Origin of the sequence: Magnetospirillum sp. LM-5 (assembly GCF_902729445.1) — a bacterium.
Lineage (GTDB): Bacteria > Pseudomonadota > Alphaproteobacteria > Rhodospirillales > Magnetospirillaceae > Magnetospirillum.
In genome coordinates, this window is sequence record NZ_CACVCE010000005.1 from 14,522 (window position 1) to 29,387 (window position 14,866).

At 65.8% G+C, this 14,866-nt stretch carries 12 protein-coding genes; 2 read left to right on the forward strand and 10 right to left on the reverse strand.

The window, feature by feature from the left end; genetic code table 11:
- Positions 1-9: 9 nt before the first annotated feature.
- Positions 10-3,840, forward strand: coding sequence for a CHAT domain-containing protein (locus tag MTBLM5_RS03655; RefSeq protein WP_254430892.1), 3,831 nt, complete (start codon positions 10-12; stop codon positions 3,838-3,840).
- A gap of 77 nt (positions 3,841-3,917) precedes the next feature.
- Here MTBLM5_RS03655 and MTBLM5_RS03660 read toward each other — a convergent pair whose 3' ends face one another.
- The 10 genes from MTBLM5_RS03660 to MTBLM5_RS03705 form a co-directional block, all read right to left on the reverse strand.
- Positions 3,918-4,124, reverse strand: coding sequence for a cold-shock protein (locus MTBLM5_RS03660; protein WP_173974446.1), 207 nt, complete (start codon positions 4,122-4,124; stop codon positions 3,918-3,920).
- A 214-nt stretch (positions 4,125-4,338) separates the two neighbouring features.
- On the reverse strand, positions 4,339-4,737 hold the full coding sequence (locus MTBLM5_RS03665) for a DUF1842 domain-containing protein (RefSeq protein WP_173974447.1): 399 nt from the start codon (positions 4,735-4,737) through the stop codon (positions 4,339-4,341).
- 166 nt (positions 4,738-4,903) lie between these two features.
- Positions 4,904-5,647, reverse strand: coding sequence for an SDR family NAD(P)-dependent oxidoreductase (locus MTBLM5_RS03670; protein ID WP_173974448.1), 744 nt, complete (start codon positions 5,645-5,647; stop codon positions 4,904-4,906).
- Positions 5,644-7,395 carry a signal peptide peptidase SppA gene (sppA, locus tag MTBLM5_RS03675; RefSeq protein ID WP_173974449.1) on the reverse strand — a complete coding sequence of 584 codons (1,752 nt, stop codon included), beginning with the start codon at positions 7,393-7,395 and terminating at the stop codon, positions 5,644-5,646. Before sppA ends, MTBLM5_RS03670 begins: the two co-directional genes overlap by 4 nt.
- A gap of 73 nt (positions 7,396-7,468) precedes the next feature.
- Positions 7,469-8,797, reverse strand: coding sequence for a methyl-accepting chemotaxis protein (locus MTBLM5_RS03680; RefSeq protein ID WP_173974450.1), 1,329 nt, complete (start codon positions 8,795-8,797; stop codon positions 7,469-7,471).
- A gap of 210 nt (positions 8,798-9,007) precedes the next feature.
- Positions 9,008-10,204 carry a hypothetical protein gene (locus MTBLM5_RS03685; protein WP_173974451.1) on the reverse strand — a complete coding sequence of 399 codons (1,197 nt, stop codon included), beginning with the start codon at positions 10,202-10,204 and terminating at the stop codon, positions 9,008-9,010.
- 71 nt (positions 10,205-10,275) lie between these two features.
- Positions 10,276-11,331 (reverse strand): hypothetical protein, encoded by a 1,056-nt coding sequence (locus MTBLM5_RS03690; protein WP_254430893.1) that lies wholly within the window; start codon positions 11,329-11,331, stop codon positions 10,276-10,278.
- A 307-nt stretch (positions 11,332-11,638) separates the two neighbouring features.
- Complete coding sequence (map, locus tag MTBLM5_RS03695; RefSeq protein WP_068499715.1) at positions 11,639-12,439, reverse strand: type I methionyl aminopeptidase; 801 nt, start codon at positions 12,437-12,439, stop codon at positions 11,639-11,641.
- A gap of 10 nt (positions 12,440-12,449) precedes the next feature.
- A complete protein-coding gene (gene sfsA / locus MTBLM5_RS03700; protein ID WP_173974453.1) occupies positions 12,450-13,163 on the reverse strand; it encodes a DNA/RNA nuclease SfsA in 714 nt (237 codons plus the stop codon).
- 5 nt (positions 13,164-13,168) lie between these two features.
- The gene (locus MTBLM5_RS03705; protein ID WP_173974454.1) at positions 13,169-14,080 is read right to left on the reverse strand and encodes a methyltransferase domain-containing protein; all 912 of its coding nucleotides are present in this window, start codon (positions 14,078-14,080) and stop codon (positions 13,169-13,171) included.
- Positions 14,081-14,120: 40 nt separating this feature from the next.
- Here MTBLM5_RS03705 and MTBLM5_RS03710 point away from each other — a divergent pair, with 40 nt between their 5' ends.
- Positions 14,121-14,858, forward strand: coding sequence for a ComF family protein (locus MTBLM5_RS03710; protein WP_173974455.1), 738 nt, complete (start codon positions 14,121-14,123; stop codon positions 14,856-14,858).
- Positions 14,859-14,866 lie beyond the last annotated feature (8 nt).

Below are 14,866 nucleotides of genomic sequence, written 5' to 3' on the forward strand. Positions count from 1 at the left end.
GAAACCGGTATGGCCGCACGTCGCACCCTTGCCTTCCTCGCCTGCGCCACCGCCTTGGGGGCGGTGCTGGCGGTCGCATCACCCCAGCCGGCCTTCGCCCAGGGGGCGGCCCCGGGGCTGGCGGACCGGGCCAAGCAGGCGCTGGGCAAGGGCAACGCGGCCGAGGCCTTCACCTTGTACAAGAAGGCCCACGAGGCGGCGCCCACCAACCTGGATTACGCCCACAACGCCGCCGCCCTGGCCATGCAGTTGGGCGATGTCGAATCGGCGGCCAGCCTGTTGCAGGCCGCCCACAAGATCGCCGTCGGCGCCGGCAAGCGCGACGATGCGGCGGCCTATGCCGCCGAGGTGGCCAAGCTGCGGGAAGCGGTGCCGCCGGCCATGGCCGAGCGCCAGGCCAAGGCGTCGGCCGTTCCCGCCGGCCGCGAGTCCGCGGTCGGCATGTGGAACCGCATGCGCCAGGCGGCGATGGCCGCCGCCAGCCAGGGCAATCTGGACCGCGCCCAAGAAGTGGGCGCCCAGGCCCTGTCGGTCGCCACCGACAATTTAGGCCCGGACCATATCGCGACCATCTTCAGCGGCTCGGATCTGGGGCAAATCCAGATGGCGGCCGGCAAGATCGAGCCGGCCGGGGCCAGCCTGAAGGCGGCCATCGCCGCCGCCGAGCGCGCTTTGGGGGCGGGGCATCCGGAAACCTTGAAGATCCAGGGACATTTGGCCGCCCTGGAAACGGCCCAGGCCCGTTTCCCCCAGGCCGCTCATATTCAGGGCGAGATGGCCAAGGCCGCCGGCCAGGCGCTGGGGCCGATGCACGATCTGACCTTGTCGGCCCAGGCGGCGCAGGCCCGCTCGCTACAGAATTCCGGGCGCTATCCCGAGGCTGAAAAGCTGCTGAACGCCGCCTGTGCGGCGCGCGCCAAGTCCTATGGCGAGGTCCATCCCAAGACCGGCACCTGCGTCGCCCAACAGGCCGAACTGGCCCGCCAGATGGGCGAGTACGACAAGGCCCAACCCTTGATCGCCAAGGCGCTGTCCATTCAAGACAGCGCGCTGGCCGCCGGCGACCCGGCCGGCTTCTCGACCCGCTCGGAAGCGGCCGCCATCGCCTTTCGCATGGGCCGGCTGGAGGAAGCCCAGGCCATGATGGAAGCCCTGGTCAAGGATGCCCAAACCGCCGGCGACGTCGAGACGGCGATGGCCATCAAGGGCGAGTTGGCCGAGGTGGTCGACGAGCGCGGCGACCATGCCCGCGCCGAAGCCCTGGCCAAGGAAGTCCTGGACCATCAGACCAAGACACTGGGCAACGCCCACCCCAATACCGTCGCCACCTTGTCGTCCTTGGGCGCGATTTATCGCAAACAGGGTCGGCTGGCCGAAGCCGAGGCGGTGTTCAAGGAAGCCTATGAGCGCTTCGAGAAGGTGCTGGGCCTGGACCATCGCTCGACCATCGTGGCGGCCAACAATCTGGGCGAGATCCTGGAGAAGCAGGGCCTGTACGATCAGGCCGAGCCTTACCTGCGCACCGCCGTCGAGGGCAGCCGCAAGGTGCTGGGCGATTCCCACCCCTCGACCCTGGTCAGCATGAACAACCTGGCCCTGTTGAACGAGAGCCAGGGCAATTTCGACAAGGCCGAGGCGTTCTATAAAAGCGCCATCATCGTCTTCACCAAGAAGATGGGGGCCAATCACCCCGACACCTTGGCCTTCGTCAACAATCTGGCCTACCTCTATCTGCTAAAAGAGGAATTCGCCAACGCCGAGCCCTTGTTCCGCCAGGTGGTGGCGGCCTGGACCAAGTCCTATGGTCCGCGCCACATCAACACCTTGAAGGCGCGCAACTCGCTGGCCCGGACCATGCACCGCCAGGGCAAGCTGGCCGAGGCCGAGGCCTTGTTCCGCGAGGTGTTGAAGGCCAGGTCCGACGTGCTGGGGCCGAAGCATCTGGACGTGCTGCGCTCGCAGATCGACCTGGGCAACTTGCTGCGGACCGCCAAGCGGCTGGACGATGCCGATTCCATGCTGACCAAGGCCGCCGCCATGGGCGAAGAGGTGCTGGGGCCGCTGCATCCCTATACCTTCGAGGCGATGAACGGCCTGGCCGACGTCAAGGTGGATAAGGGCGACCTGAAAGGTGGCCTGGGGGTGCGCTCGACCATCTTCGCGCGCCGCACCGACTTCCTGAACCGTATGCTGTACGTCACCGGCGACAATGCCCGTGAAGGCTATGTCCGGCTGCATCAGCCGGAACTGGCGGCCTATATGGAGCTTTTGTCGCGGCTGGATCCGGAAACCGCCGGCAAGGGGTTGCTGGAAGTCAGCCTGAACCGCAAGGGCATCTTGTTCAAGGTGGCGTCCGAGCTGGCCCAGTTGGGCCGCCTCAGCAAGAACCCCGAACTGGACAAGCTGAATTCCGAACTGACCGAGGCGCGCAAGAAGCTGGCGGCGCTGACCCTGTCGGGGCCGACCGAGGAAACCAAGGACCGCCACGCCGAGATCCTGCACGAGCTGGAAGAGCGGATCAACCGCCTGCAATCCGACCTGGGCCGCGCCAGCGTGCGGTTCCAGAAGACGGTCGAACGGATCAAACTGGAAGAACTGGTCGAGTTCCTGCCCGAGGATTCGGTACTGGTCGATTTCCAGCTGTTCACCCATGCCGGCAAGCAGAAGCTGGTGGCGGCGACGTTGCGCAAGGACGGCGGCAAGCCGGTCTACAGCATGATCGCCTATGACGATCCGGCCAAGATCGACGCCGCGATCCAGAAATACCGCACCGACATCCAAAGCGAAGAAATCGACCTCGATGAGCTGCTCGAGGTCGGGCAGAAGACCTATGGCCTGATCTGGGCGCCGTTGGCCGACAAGATCGGCAAGAAATCGTCGGTCTTCCTGATTCCCGACGGCATGCTGAACATCCTGCCCTTCACCGCCCTGGTGGAAAAGAACGGCAAGTACCTGATCGAGCGTCTGGACCTGCACATCTACACCACGGCGCGCAACCTGCTGCCCAACAAGCTGCCGCCGGCCACCGGCGGGATCATGATCAATGCCGGCCCCGACTATAATACCGAGGCGGTGACCGGGAAGGAGAACCTGGAAAAGGCCCGGTCGCGCGGCTCGTCGGTGGCGGGCGGCCTGCGCGGCATGTCGTCGGGCATGCGCGGCCTGAAGTTCGACCCGCTGCCGGGTGCCGAGAAGGAAGGCCAGCTGATCCGTCAAAAGGTCACGGTGGTCGGCAAGACCAGCACCATCTACAGCAAGCTGGACGCCCAGGAGCGCGTGCTGCGCGACATGGAACGCCCGCCCGAGGTGCTGCACATCGCCACCCACGGCTTCTTCCTGAAGCCCGACGATACCCTTCGGAAGCGCCTGTTGAAGCTGCAGCGCGGCGGCGACATCCAATTGCCGCCGCCGGGCGACAACCCGCTGCTGCGATCCGGTCTGGCCTTTGCCGGCATCAACGCCAACGCCCAGCTGCTGGGCGAGATTGACACCGACAATGACGGCGTGTTGACCGCTCTCGAGGTGCTGGGGCTGGATTTGACCGGCACCAAGCTGGCGATCCTGTCGGCCTGCGAAACCGGCCTGGGTGAAATCCATGAAGGCGAGGGCGTCTACGGCCTGCGCCGCGCCTTCCAAGAGGCCGGGGCAGGTTCGGTGGTGTCGTCCCTGTGGGAAGTCAGCGACGCCGGCACCCAGACCCTGATGAACGCGCTGTATGGCCGCCTGCTGGCCGGCAAGAGCCCGCATCAGTCCCTGCGCGAGGCCCAATTGGAGATGCTGCGCATCGGCCAATGGAGCTCGCCCTATATCTGGTCGGCCTTCTTCATGGTCGATGGCTGATCGACTGGGGCGGTGGTCAACGAAAAAGGCCCGGTCCCCAAAGGGGCCGGGCCTTTCCGTTGGCTAAGCCTGACGGCTTAGACGGCGCGGATGTTCACCGCAGCCATCTTGCCGGTGCGACCACGCTCCAGCTCGTAGGACAGCTTCTGACCTTCGTTCAGGCCGCTCATGCCGGCGCGCTCGACGGCCGAGATGTGGATGAACACGTCGGCCGAGCCGTCCTCGGGCTGAATGAAGCCGAAACCCTTGGTGCTGTTGAACCATTTCACGGTGCCAGTGGACATTAGATCCTCCATTGCTGGCGTGGCTCCGCGCCCGGTGGTGCGGAGCATCAAATCAGGTATGGGGAAGTCCAGGAGTGGCGGCCTTCGAAAAGGCGGCGTCGCGGGGGTTGCCCTAACTATTCGACCCGCAGATGGTGACAGCTTCCGACTCGTTTCGCAAGGGCGAAATAGAATCGCCGGAAGGGCGGCCCGTGCCACCCTTCCGGCGACGGCTCTATTCCGCGGCGACCTGACCGATGGCCGGGGCGGTCTTGATCGGCGTGGTGAAGCTGATGGTGCCCTGGGCCGTGTCGGTGAACAGGTGCACATTGGCGACGCCGGTCTGCCAATCCTCGCCGACCACGGCCATGACCGACAGGTTGCGGCCCACCATGCCCGACTGGCTCTGCAGATCCATGCGGAAGTGGGTGTTGTTGGGCATCACCGTCATGGTGATCACCGGGCCGCTGACCGGCATGCGCACGTCCAGCGGCGGGTTGGTGGCCTGGGTGACGGTGGCGATGCCCGACGCGGTCTTGTGCACGGTATCGACCACCAGCTGCATCGACAGCACGCAGCCGCCGGGCATGGTTTCGGACGAGACGTAGGAAACGAGGAACGTACCGACAGTCATGGTGTGTGTCCTTCCTGCATGTTGTTTTCCTTGATGCCCGAAGGGTGGATGCAGCCACCGCTTTAGGTGGGAACATGCTAGCTCATACACACGTCAAAATAGAGTCCAATAATGTGACAAATCAGTACCGATTGCATGCGGTTCGATGCAATCGAAAGTGGAATGGCTAATAGAGGTGCTGGCCGCCGGTGACGAAGATCTCGCTGCCGGTGACATAGTCGAAGTCGGGACCGCACAGGCGGAACACCGTGCCGGCGACGTCTTCGGGAGTACCCATGCGTTCCAGCGGGATGCGCGGGACCAGCGCCTCGTATTCGGCGGAAATCATTTCGGTGCGAATTTCGCCCGGGGCCACCGCGTTGACCCGAACCCCCAACTGAGCCAGTTCCACCGCCATCTCGCGGGTCAGGCCCGACAGCGCCGCCTTCGAGGTGGAATAGGCCGAGCCGGCGAAGGGGTGAACGTAATGGCCGGCGATCGAGGTGATGTTGACGATGGCCCCCTTGCCCTTGTGCAGCGCCCTGGCGAAGCCGCGCGCCAGCCGAAGGGGCGCGAAGAAGTTCAGCTCGAATACTTCCTTCCAACCGTCGATGGGGCCGTTCAGCACCCCCAGTCGTTCCTTATAGGGGGTCTTGGGGCTGACGCCGGCATTGTTGACCAGCGCGTTCAGCGGCGCGTCGCCCAACCAGGCATTGGCGGCGGCGATGAAGGCGTCGGTGCTGGCCGGATCGGCCAGGTCGGTGACGACGTGATGGACCCAGTTGGGGTCCGATCGGCACGCCGCCGGCATCTCGGCCCGGGCGCAGGTGATCACCCGCCAGCCTTCGGCCAGGAACCGCCGGGCGATGGCGTGACCGATGCCGCGGCTGGCTCCGGTGACGACCGCTGTCAGCGGGCGCTGATCACTCATGGCCGCACCGGCATGCGCAAGGTGCCGGCCTGCGGGTCCAGAATATCCATCTGGTCGGCGACCGGGACGATGATGCGGGCGATCCTGGCCATGGCGCGGGTCGATTCGTCGCTGGCCAACCCGCCGCCCAGCACCTTGCCCAGCATTTCCCACGGCTTTTTCGGCTCGGGGAAGGCGACCAGCTTCACCGGCGCGTCGCGCTCCAGCCCGGCCACCTCGCGAACCTGTTCCAAGGTGGTGTTCCAGCCGCCCAACACATCGACCAGCCCGACATTCTTGGCGTCGGCGCCGCTCCACACCCGGCCTCGCGCGACGGACTCGATCTTATCCTGGGCGATCTTGCGGCCGTCGGCGGCCTTATGGGTGAAGTCGGCATAGATGTGGTCCATCATGGCGTTGACCCGCTCCAGCGCCTGGGGCGAGAAGGCGCTGTTGGTGCTCCACATGGTGGCGTTGTCGCCCCGGTGCAGTTCATCCCAGCTGACCCCCAGCTTCTGCCAGAATTCGGTCAGAACCGCCTTGCCGGAAAACACCCCGATCGAGCCGGTGATGGTCCCCGGCTGGGCGACGATGCGGTCGGCGCCCATGGCGACGAAATAGCCCCCCGAGGCGGCGGCCCCGCCCATCGAGGCGACCACCGGTTTGCCGGCGGCGCGGGCCCGGCGCACCTCGTTCCAGATGGTGTCGGAGGCCACATACGAGCCCCCGGGGCTGTCGATGCGCAAGATGATGGCCTTGACCGCCGGATCCTCGACGGCGTCGCGGAAGGCCTGGGCGATGGTGCCGGCATGGAAGCCCTGCTCGGTGCCGAACGGGCTTTCTTCATCGCCACGGACGATGGTGCCGCTGCCGGTGATGACCGCCACCTTGGTCCCGCTCGCCTTGGGCTGGCGGGCGCCATAGGCGGCCAGGTCGACCTTCTTGATCTTGGAATCGAAGGCGGCGGCACCCCATGCCTCGTCACGATAGCCCAGATGATCGACCAGGCCGGCCGACAGGGCCTCGGCTGCCAGGAACGGGCCCTTGCCGAACAGGGCGCGCACCTTTTCCGCAGGCATCTTGCGGCTTTCGGCGATGCCTTGGATGACCTGATCGCTCCAGGAATCCAACAGGCCGTTCAGCGTCTCGGCCTGGGCCGGCGAATAGCGCTTTTCGGTGAAGGTTTCGGGGGCGGTCTTGTATTCCTTGCGGGCGACCACCTGCGGCTGGATGCCCAGCATATCAAGCGTGCCCCGGAGGAACGGCGATTCGGCGGCGAAGCCGGTCAGGCCGACATCGCCCGACGGCTGCAGCCACACCTTGCCGAAGGCCGAGGCGACATAGACCGCCAGCGTGCCGTTGCCGAACTCGCCCATGGATTCGGCGAACAAAACCGCCTGTTTGCCCGATTCCTTGAAGCGGCCGACGGCGGCACGAATCTCTTGGGCTTCGGCCATCGACAAGTGGGTCTGGCCGATGGTGGCGAACAGGCCGGCCACCTGCGGGTCGCGGGCCGCCGCGTCCAGGGCCTGGACCAGCTCGCGCAGGACGTATTCGCGTTTGCCCGACAGCATGGCGAACGGATCGGCCGAGGCCGTCTCGTGGATCTTGGATTCAAGGTCCAAGGTCAGGACCATCTTCTTGGGCAGGGCCGGCTCGACCTTATCGTGCAGCGCGGAAAACCCCCAGACGGCGCCGATCAGTCCGGCGACCACCAGAAGGCCGATCACCGCGAAGGTGCCGACGATGAAACGAAGCACACGGCGCATGATCGGCTATCCTTGCAATGACGAACATCCGCCATCGGGTGTAGGCGCAGCCGGGCCCTCGGTCAATGGGGCGTTAACTATAAACCGCGGCCAACTCGTCCAGCAGACGCTGCACTTCCTTCGACGGCTCCTCGATGGCGGCGACCAGTTCGACCGCGTCCTCGAACTTTCCATCGGCGTACAATTGCGCCGCCTGGATGCCCATGTCGTGGACGCGCTTGTGCGGGGCTTCCAGCGCCAGAAAGGCCGGATGGGACTTCATCGACGCGTCCTGGACCTGATCGTACCACTTGCCCAGGCGGCATTGGTGGTGGTTGGCCAGTTCGTGCGGATTGAGCTTGGCCCGGTCCACCAGCATCTCGGCCAGGCGGCGACGCCACACCATGTGGTCGGACTTGGCCAGCAAGATCACCGCGTTCTTCATCTCGACTTCGATCAGGCTGGTCAGCATGTCGGTCAGGCTGGCGCTGGCGACCGACGCGGTATCGATCAACTTGTTGATGGAATCGGTGTCGGACTTCGACCGTTCGGTGGCCAATTCCAGGTTGCTGGCGATTTCCTGGGCGGCCTGGCGTTGCTGGCCCAGATGGTCGGCGATTTCCTGCATAAGCGCGGTGACGTCGCGGATTTCCTCGGAAACCTGGCGCATCTTGCCGACCGAGGACAACACCGCCTGCTCGCCCTGGCGCACCGCTTCGGCGCCTTGTTCCATGCCGGCCAGAATGGCGTCGGTTTCGGCCTTCAGGCCGCCGATGCGGTCGCGGATATCGGTGGTGGCCGTCGCCGTCTGGTTGGCCAGGGCCTTGACCTCGTTGGCGACCACGGCGAAGCCCTTACCGGCCTCGCCGGCACGGGCCGCCTCGATGGTGGCGTTCAAGGCCAGCAGGTTGGTCTGGCGGGCGATCTGTTCGATCTGCTTGACGATGGCGCCGATCGAGGCCGAGGTTTCCGACAGCCGCGCCACCCGTTCGGCGGTGTCGTTGACGGTGACCACCATGTCGCGCATGGTCGAGACCACCAACTCGTTGCTGCGCGCCCCTTCGTCCGAGATGTCCTGCACCGAATGCGCGTTCGAGGCCGCCAGTTCCGAGGTGCGGCTGATGGCCTGGACGGTGGCGACCATTTCCTCGGTCGAGGCCGAGATGGTGGCCATACGCTGGCTCATCTCGCGAATCGACCGCATGGTCTGCACCGACTGGGTGACGGTGTCGTTCAGGAAGATCGACATGCCGACCGAGTGGCGCAAAAGCCCCTTCGAACGACTCTCGAGCTTGTCGGCCAGTTCGCGCAGCTTGGTCGGAAGGCCCTCGGGGCCATCCGGCAGCGACAGATACTTGCCGTCGATCAGGCGATCGACCAGATCGTTCAGGTCAGACAAAGGCACAGGGGGTTCGGCATTCATGCTGGGGCTCCATGCATGGAATTTGCCAAACCATACCCCCGGAGCGCAGGAACGCAAATAAAAGCTACGCTAAAATTAGAGTAATTCGAAACTGGTGGGGTGATTCTGAAAAACGCGGCCTTCTGCGAATTTCAGAATCACCCCACAATTCAACAAGATAGTGGCCTGCTTATCCCCGGAATTCGCGATGCGAATTTCGGGGGCAGGACACTAGCCGGTCTTCTGGGCGGCGGCGGCGAACAGGCGGGTGATGAAGTCGGCAATCTGACGGTTGGTGCTGGCTTGGCCCAAATTCGCCGCTTGCGCGCGCTGGACGATCTTGGCGACATAATCGGGGCGGCCGGGCACGCCGAAGGCTTTCTCGAAATTTTCGTCACCCAGGGCGGCGTTGGCGCTCATCAGGAACACCGCCAATTGATCGACGCGCAGGGCGAGGTCGCCCACCAGCTTCTTTCCGACCGATGCGCTGACGATGCCCAGCTTGCCGGTGACGCTGATGGCGTTGGCGGCGTTGGGAATGACCTCGCGGACCTTGGGGTCCAACAGGGCGTTGGCGAAGGCCTTGGCCTGCAGCCGCTTGCCGTCGGGAGTCAGGATTTCCGACAGCCGGGCTCGCTCGTCCTTGTCGGCGCTTGGGCGGCTGATCTCGATCTTGGCCATGCCGTCACTCAGCCGCTCGGCCCCGGTCACGGAAACCGGCAGCGAGGCGGGGGCGGTGGGGGCGACCTGGAAGCCCGCGGTCTGGGCGTCGCTGACCACCGGAGTCGGAGGCGGCGGGTTGTCGGGGTCCGAGCGCAGGCGCCGAATGTCCTCGGGCAGGCGGTATTCCAGCAGGCGCTCGCCCAGCCGGCGGACCATGCCGGGATTCATCTGGACATATTCCGGGATGATCGGCACCTGCCAATCATGCAGCAAATATTCCTGAAAGGCGTTGTAAAGAACCTCGCCCTGGGTCAGCGGCCCCGATGTGGTGCGGGGGTGGTGGCGGGTGACCAGCGAGCGCAGCTTGGCGAACAGACCCCGGCGCGAGTTGGGGGCCTTTCGTTTCCTGGGCTTGGTCGATCCGTCCAGGCGCAGGCGGAAGTGGCGCTTGGCGGCGGTGCGCACCACCATGGCGATGACGTCGTCCAAGCTGCGACCGCATTCCAGCAAGGCGTCGGCGTCTTCGACGGTGACCTTGTGGCGGTCCACCAGCAGGTGGCGAAACTGATCGGTGTTGGCGCGAAACGCCATGAAACAGCGGTTCAGCAGATCGACATCGTCCAAGATGGTGTCGAGTGCGGTGCGGCGCGGCAAAGCGCGCACCTCGGGCACCAGTTCGGCCAAGGCGCCGACCACCGGGCCTTGCAAAGTGGCGGTGATCTTTCTGACGACGTTCAAATGGTCGCGCGACTGGTTATCGGGCATCAGGGTGCTCGTGGATCTGCCTGTTGCCGATCATGTGGGAATGACCTTACTTAATCGCTAGCGCTGGCGACCTATGACTGACGGACGAACAACCGCCGGGTGAAGGCGGCGCAATCGGCCAGACTGGTCTTTTGCGAAATGCCTTGCTGGCGGGCCTTCTGGGTCAGACGCATCAACATCGCCGGGTCGCCGGGATGGCCGAAGACGCGGGCGAAGGTGTCGGGGCCGGCCACTTCGTGGGCGACCAGCAAGATCAGCGCCAGTTGGTCCATGCGCAGCCCCAGTTCGGCGACCAGGATCTTGGCGGTGCCGCCGCCGACGGCGCTCAAGGCCTCGGTCATCAGCGACATCCGCCGGCCGCTTTTGACCAGCGAGCGCAGGGTTTCCTCGCGCAGGGCGAAGTTGAAGGCCTCCGTGCGCAGGCGTTGGCCCCCCGGGGCCAGAATGTCGGACAGGCGCGCACGTTCGTCCTTCGAGCCGGCGGTGGGCGGCTCGGGCGCGTCGGGGACGTCGAACAAGGCGGCGGCCTCGGCCGGGTCGTCGACGATGCGGCGCAGATGATCGGGGTCGCGCAGTTCCAGGATTTTCGGCCCCAGGGCGCGGGCCAGGTTGGGGGTCATGTCGGCATAGGTCGGCACCAGCGGCACCTGCCATTCGTGCAGCAGGTTGGCCTTCAGCGCGTCGTACAACTCGTCGGCGCGGGCGCGCTGGGCGGCGTCCGCAGCCGGCGGTGCCTTGGGCTTGGCCGGCGCGCAGGGGCCGACCTTCAGCATGGCGGCGACCTTGGTCATCAGTCCGACCGGCTCGGATTCAGCCATCTGGGGGCGCGGGCACAGCCGGGCGCGGAAATGGCGCTTGGCGGCGGTGCGGACGATCATCGCCACCACCTGTTCCAGGGTGCGGCCACACGACAACACCGCGCCGTCGTCGGTCACCGGCATTTTTGCGGCATCGACCAGGACCTGCGAAAACTTGGCCCGTTGTGCGCGGAAGGCGGAAAAGCAGCGCTCGAGCAACGTCAGATCGCCGAGCGCCCGCTGATAGGCCTGATCGCGCGGAATGTTTTTCAATTCCGGGACGAACGGCGCCAGGATTTCGACGACGGAGCCCTGCAGGGTCTCATTCACACGGCGAACCGCTTCGCCAGCATCAACCGATAATGCCCCCACCGACATGCTGCCCCCACAATCTCGAAGCCCCATCCCCCCGGATAGTCGCTTGGCCTTCTTGATTTTGGCGGAAATCCTGAGACTTTCGCATAGGTAATATTCCGCACCTGTGCGTTCCATGTCAATAGAATGTAAACCCAGTGTCCTGCCCCCCCGAAATTCGCATGGCGAATTCCGGGGATGAGCAGGCCACTATCTTGTTGAATTGTGTGGTGATTTTGAAATGCGCAGAAGGCTGCGTATTTCAAAATCGCCACACTAGACGCTAGTAGGGGGGGCAGTGCAGCCCGGCCGGCGAGGCGGTGAAGATTTCGCAGCCGGTGGCGGTGACGCCGATCGAGTGTTCGAACTGCGCCGACAGCGACTTGTCCTTGGTCACCGCCGTCCAGCCGTCGGCCAGGATCTTGGTGTCGGCGCGGCCGGCATTGATCATCGGCTCGATGGTGAAGAACATGCCTTCCTTCAAGACGATGCCCTGTCCGGGCACGCCGTAATGCATGACGTTGGGCGGCTCGTGGAAGGTGCGGCCCAGGCCGTGGCCGCAGAAGTCGCGCACCACGCTGAAACGCTGCTTCTCGACATGGTTCTGGATGGCCCAGCCGATATCGCCCAGGGTGGCGCCGGGCTTGACGATGTCGATGGCCAGCATCAACGCCTCGTAGGTGATTTCCACCAGCTTGCGCGCCTTGATGCCGACCTTGCCGACGTAATACATGCGGCTGGAATCGCCGTGCCAGCCATCGACGATGGGGGTGACGTCGATATTGACGATGTCGCCGTCTTCCAGGCGCTTGTCGCCGGGAATGCCGTGGCACACCACGTGGTTGACCGAGGTGCAGATCGAGCGGGGAAAGCCGCGATAGTTCAAGGGCGCCGACACCGCGCCGCGGGCGGCGATGAATTCGGCACACAGGCGGTCGATCTCGGCGGTGGTGACGCCCGGCTGCACGAAGGGGGTGATGTAGTCCAGCGTCTCGGCGGCCAGCTTGCCAGCCTTGTGCATGGCGTCGAAATCGGCCCGGGGGTGCAAGATGATCCGGCTCGCCTCGCGGTCTTCGCGTTCCATGGGATGCTGCTTAACTCGTCTGTTCCAAATGCAGGGGCAGGGGCGATCCGATGTCGATGCCGTCCAGCCCCATGCGGCAGGTATAGCAGATCGTCTCGACGCCGTCGCCTACCGCCTTCTTCAGTCCGGCGGCATAGGTCGGGTCGATGTCGGCGGCCGGGCGGAAGCCAGAGCAATCCTCGCGCTGGACCAGATACAGCATGACCGCGCGGTCGCCCAAACGGACCTGGTCGGCCAGTTCCTCGAGATGCTTGGCGCCGCGCTGGGTGACGGCATCGGGAAATTCCGCCCAGTCTCCCCGCTTCAGGTGGACGTTCTTGACCTCGACCCAGCAGGGCGGGCGGCCGTCGGCCTCGAGCAGCAGGTCGATGCGCGAGTTGCGGCTGCCGTAACGGACCTCGCGGCGGACCCGGTCATAGCCGGTCAGTTCCGGGATCGATCCGGCGCTGATGGCGTCGGCGGCGATGCGGTTGGGGTGGGCGGTGTTGACGCCGACCAGATGGCCGTCGATCTCGACCAGTTCCCAGCTCCAGGCCAGCTTGCGGGTCGGGCTATCCGAACGGGACAGCCACACCCGGCTGCCCGGCTCCGAGGTGCCCAGCATCGAGCCGGAATTGGCCAGGTGCGCGGTGATTTCGGCTCCGTCGTCGAAACGGACATCGGCCAGGAAGCGCTTGTAGCGCTTGATCAGGGTGGCGGGCACCAGGGGTGTGGGAAAGCGCACAGGCATCAATCCGTCTGTGGCCGAAGCGGCGCGCAGGGGTTGTTCAGCGCGGTGACCAGCGAGGTCTGGGCCGAACCGGGAGCCAGCGGCTTGGGCTGGCTGGGGTGCGGCTTCCAGGCGGTCATGGTCAACAGCTGGAAGGTGGCCGGCATCCGGCCCGAGGCGTCGGCGAAGCGTTCCGGATAGCGGGCCAGGGCGGCAAACAAGGTGGCGCGCCGGGTCAGGCCCTTGCGCTGCTGGGCCACCGCGTTGGTCTCGCCCATGCCGCGCAGGTCGGCCAGCAGGCTCATCGGGTCGGCGTAGCTGATGGTCAGATGCTCGGAATCGGCCACCGGCAGGGCGAAGCCCGCCCGCTGCAGCAGGCCGCCCAAATCGCGCACCTCGGCCATCGGCGACACCCGGGGGCTTAAGCCGCCTTCGACGCTGATCTCGGCGTCGGCCAGGGCCTGGCGCAGTTCCATCAAGGTGTCGCCGCCCAGCATCACCGCCAGGAACAACCCGTCCGGCTTCAGGACCCGGCGGATCTGGACCAGGGTGCCGGGCAGGTCGTTGACCCAATGCAGCGACAGGCACGACAGCACCAGATCGAAGGAATCGTCGGCGAAGGGCAGCCATTCCTCGTCGGCGGCCAGGGTGATCCGTCCGCTTCGCGCCGCGCGCCCGGCCATGGCCGGCGACAGGTCGCATTGCACCAGCGTCTCGATGCCGCCGCGCTTGCCCAGCGTCTGGCCCAACTCGCCGGTGTGACACCCCAAATCCAGGGCCACCGGAAAGCGCCGGGTGACGTCGTCCAGGCGGTCGGCCAGGCGCTCGGCCGCCTCGCGCACCAGGAAGTCGTGGGACGGGAAGGTCTTGGCGGCGCGGTCGCGCCGCTTGCGCAGCAGCGAGCGGTCGAAAATGGTGATAGGATCAGCCATCCATCCATATGACATAGTCGGTGCTGCGGGGGGAAGTGGGATGAGGGGGGCAAGACGGTGGGTCAGGCTTGCGCTCGACGCAGTGCTGCCGCCCTTGTGCCCGTCCTGCGGGGCCATGGTCGGCGAACCCGGCGCGCTGTGCCCGGATTGCTGGGGGCAAATCACCTTCCTGTCCGCGCCCTGCTGCGACGCTTGCGGCCATCCCTTCGAAATCGATGCCGGACCCGGTTCCCTGTGCGGCCTGTGCGCGCGCGCCGCGCCGCCATGGGCGCGGGCGCGGGCGGTGTTTCGCTATGACGATGCCTCGAAGCCCTTGGTGCTGCGCTTCAAGCATGCCGACCGGCTGGAAGGGGCGCCGACCTTCGCCCGCTGGCTGGCGCGCTCGGGTGCTGATCTGATCATGGATGCCGATTTGATCGTGCCGGTGCCGCTGCATCGGCTGCGGCTGCTGTCCCGGCGCTACAACCAGGCGGCCGTGCTGGCCAATGAATTGGGCCGGCTGACCGGCAAGCCGGTGGCCCCCGATCTATTGGTGCGCACCCGCGCCACCCCGGCCCAGGGCCATCTGGGCCGCGATGAACGCGCCGCCAACGTCAAGGGCGCCTTCGCCGTGCGCCCGTCCTGGCGCCACCGGCTGACGGGAAAGCGGGTGCTGCTGGTCGACGATGTCTTGACGACGGGCGCGACGGTGGGCGAATGCGCCCGAATCCTGGTCACGACCGGCGCGCATGGCGTCGATGTCCTGACGCTGGGGCGCGTGGTGTTGCCCCACGCCTGACCCGCGCT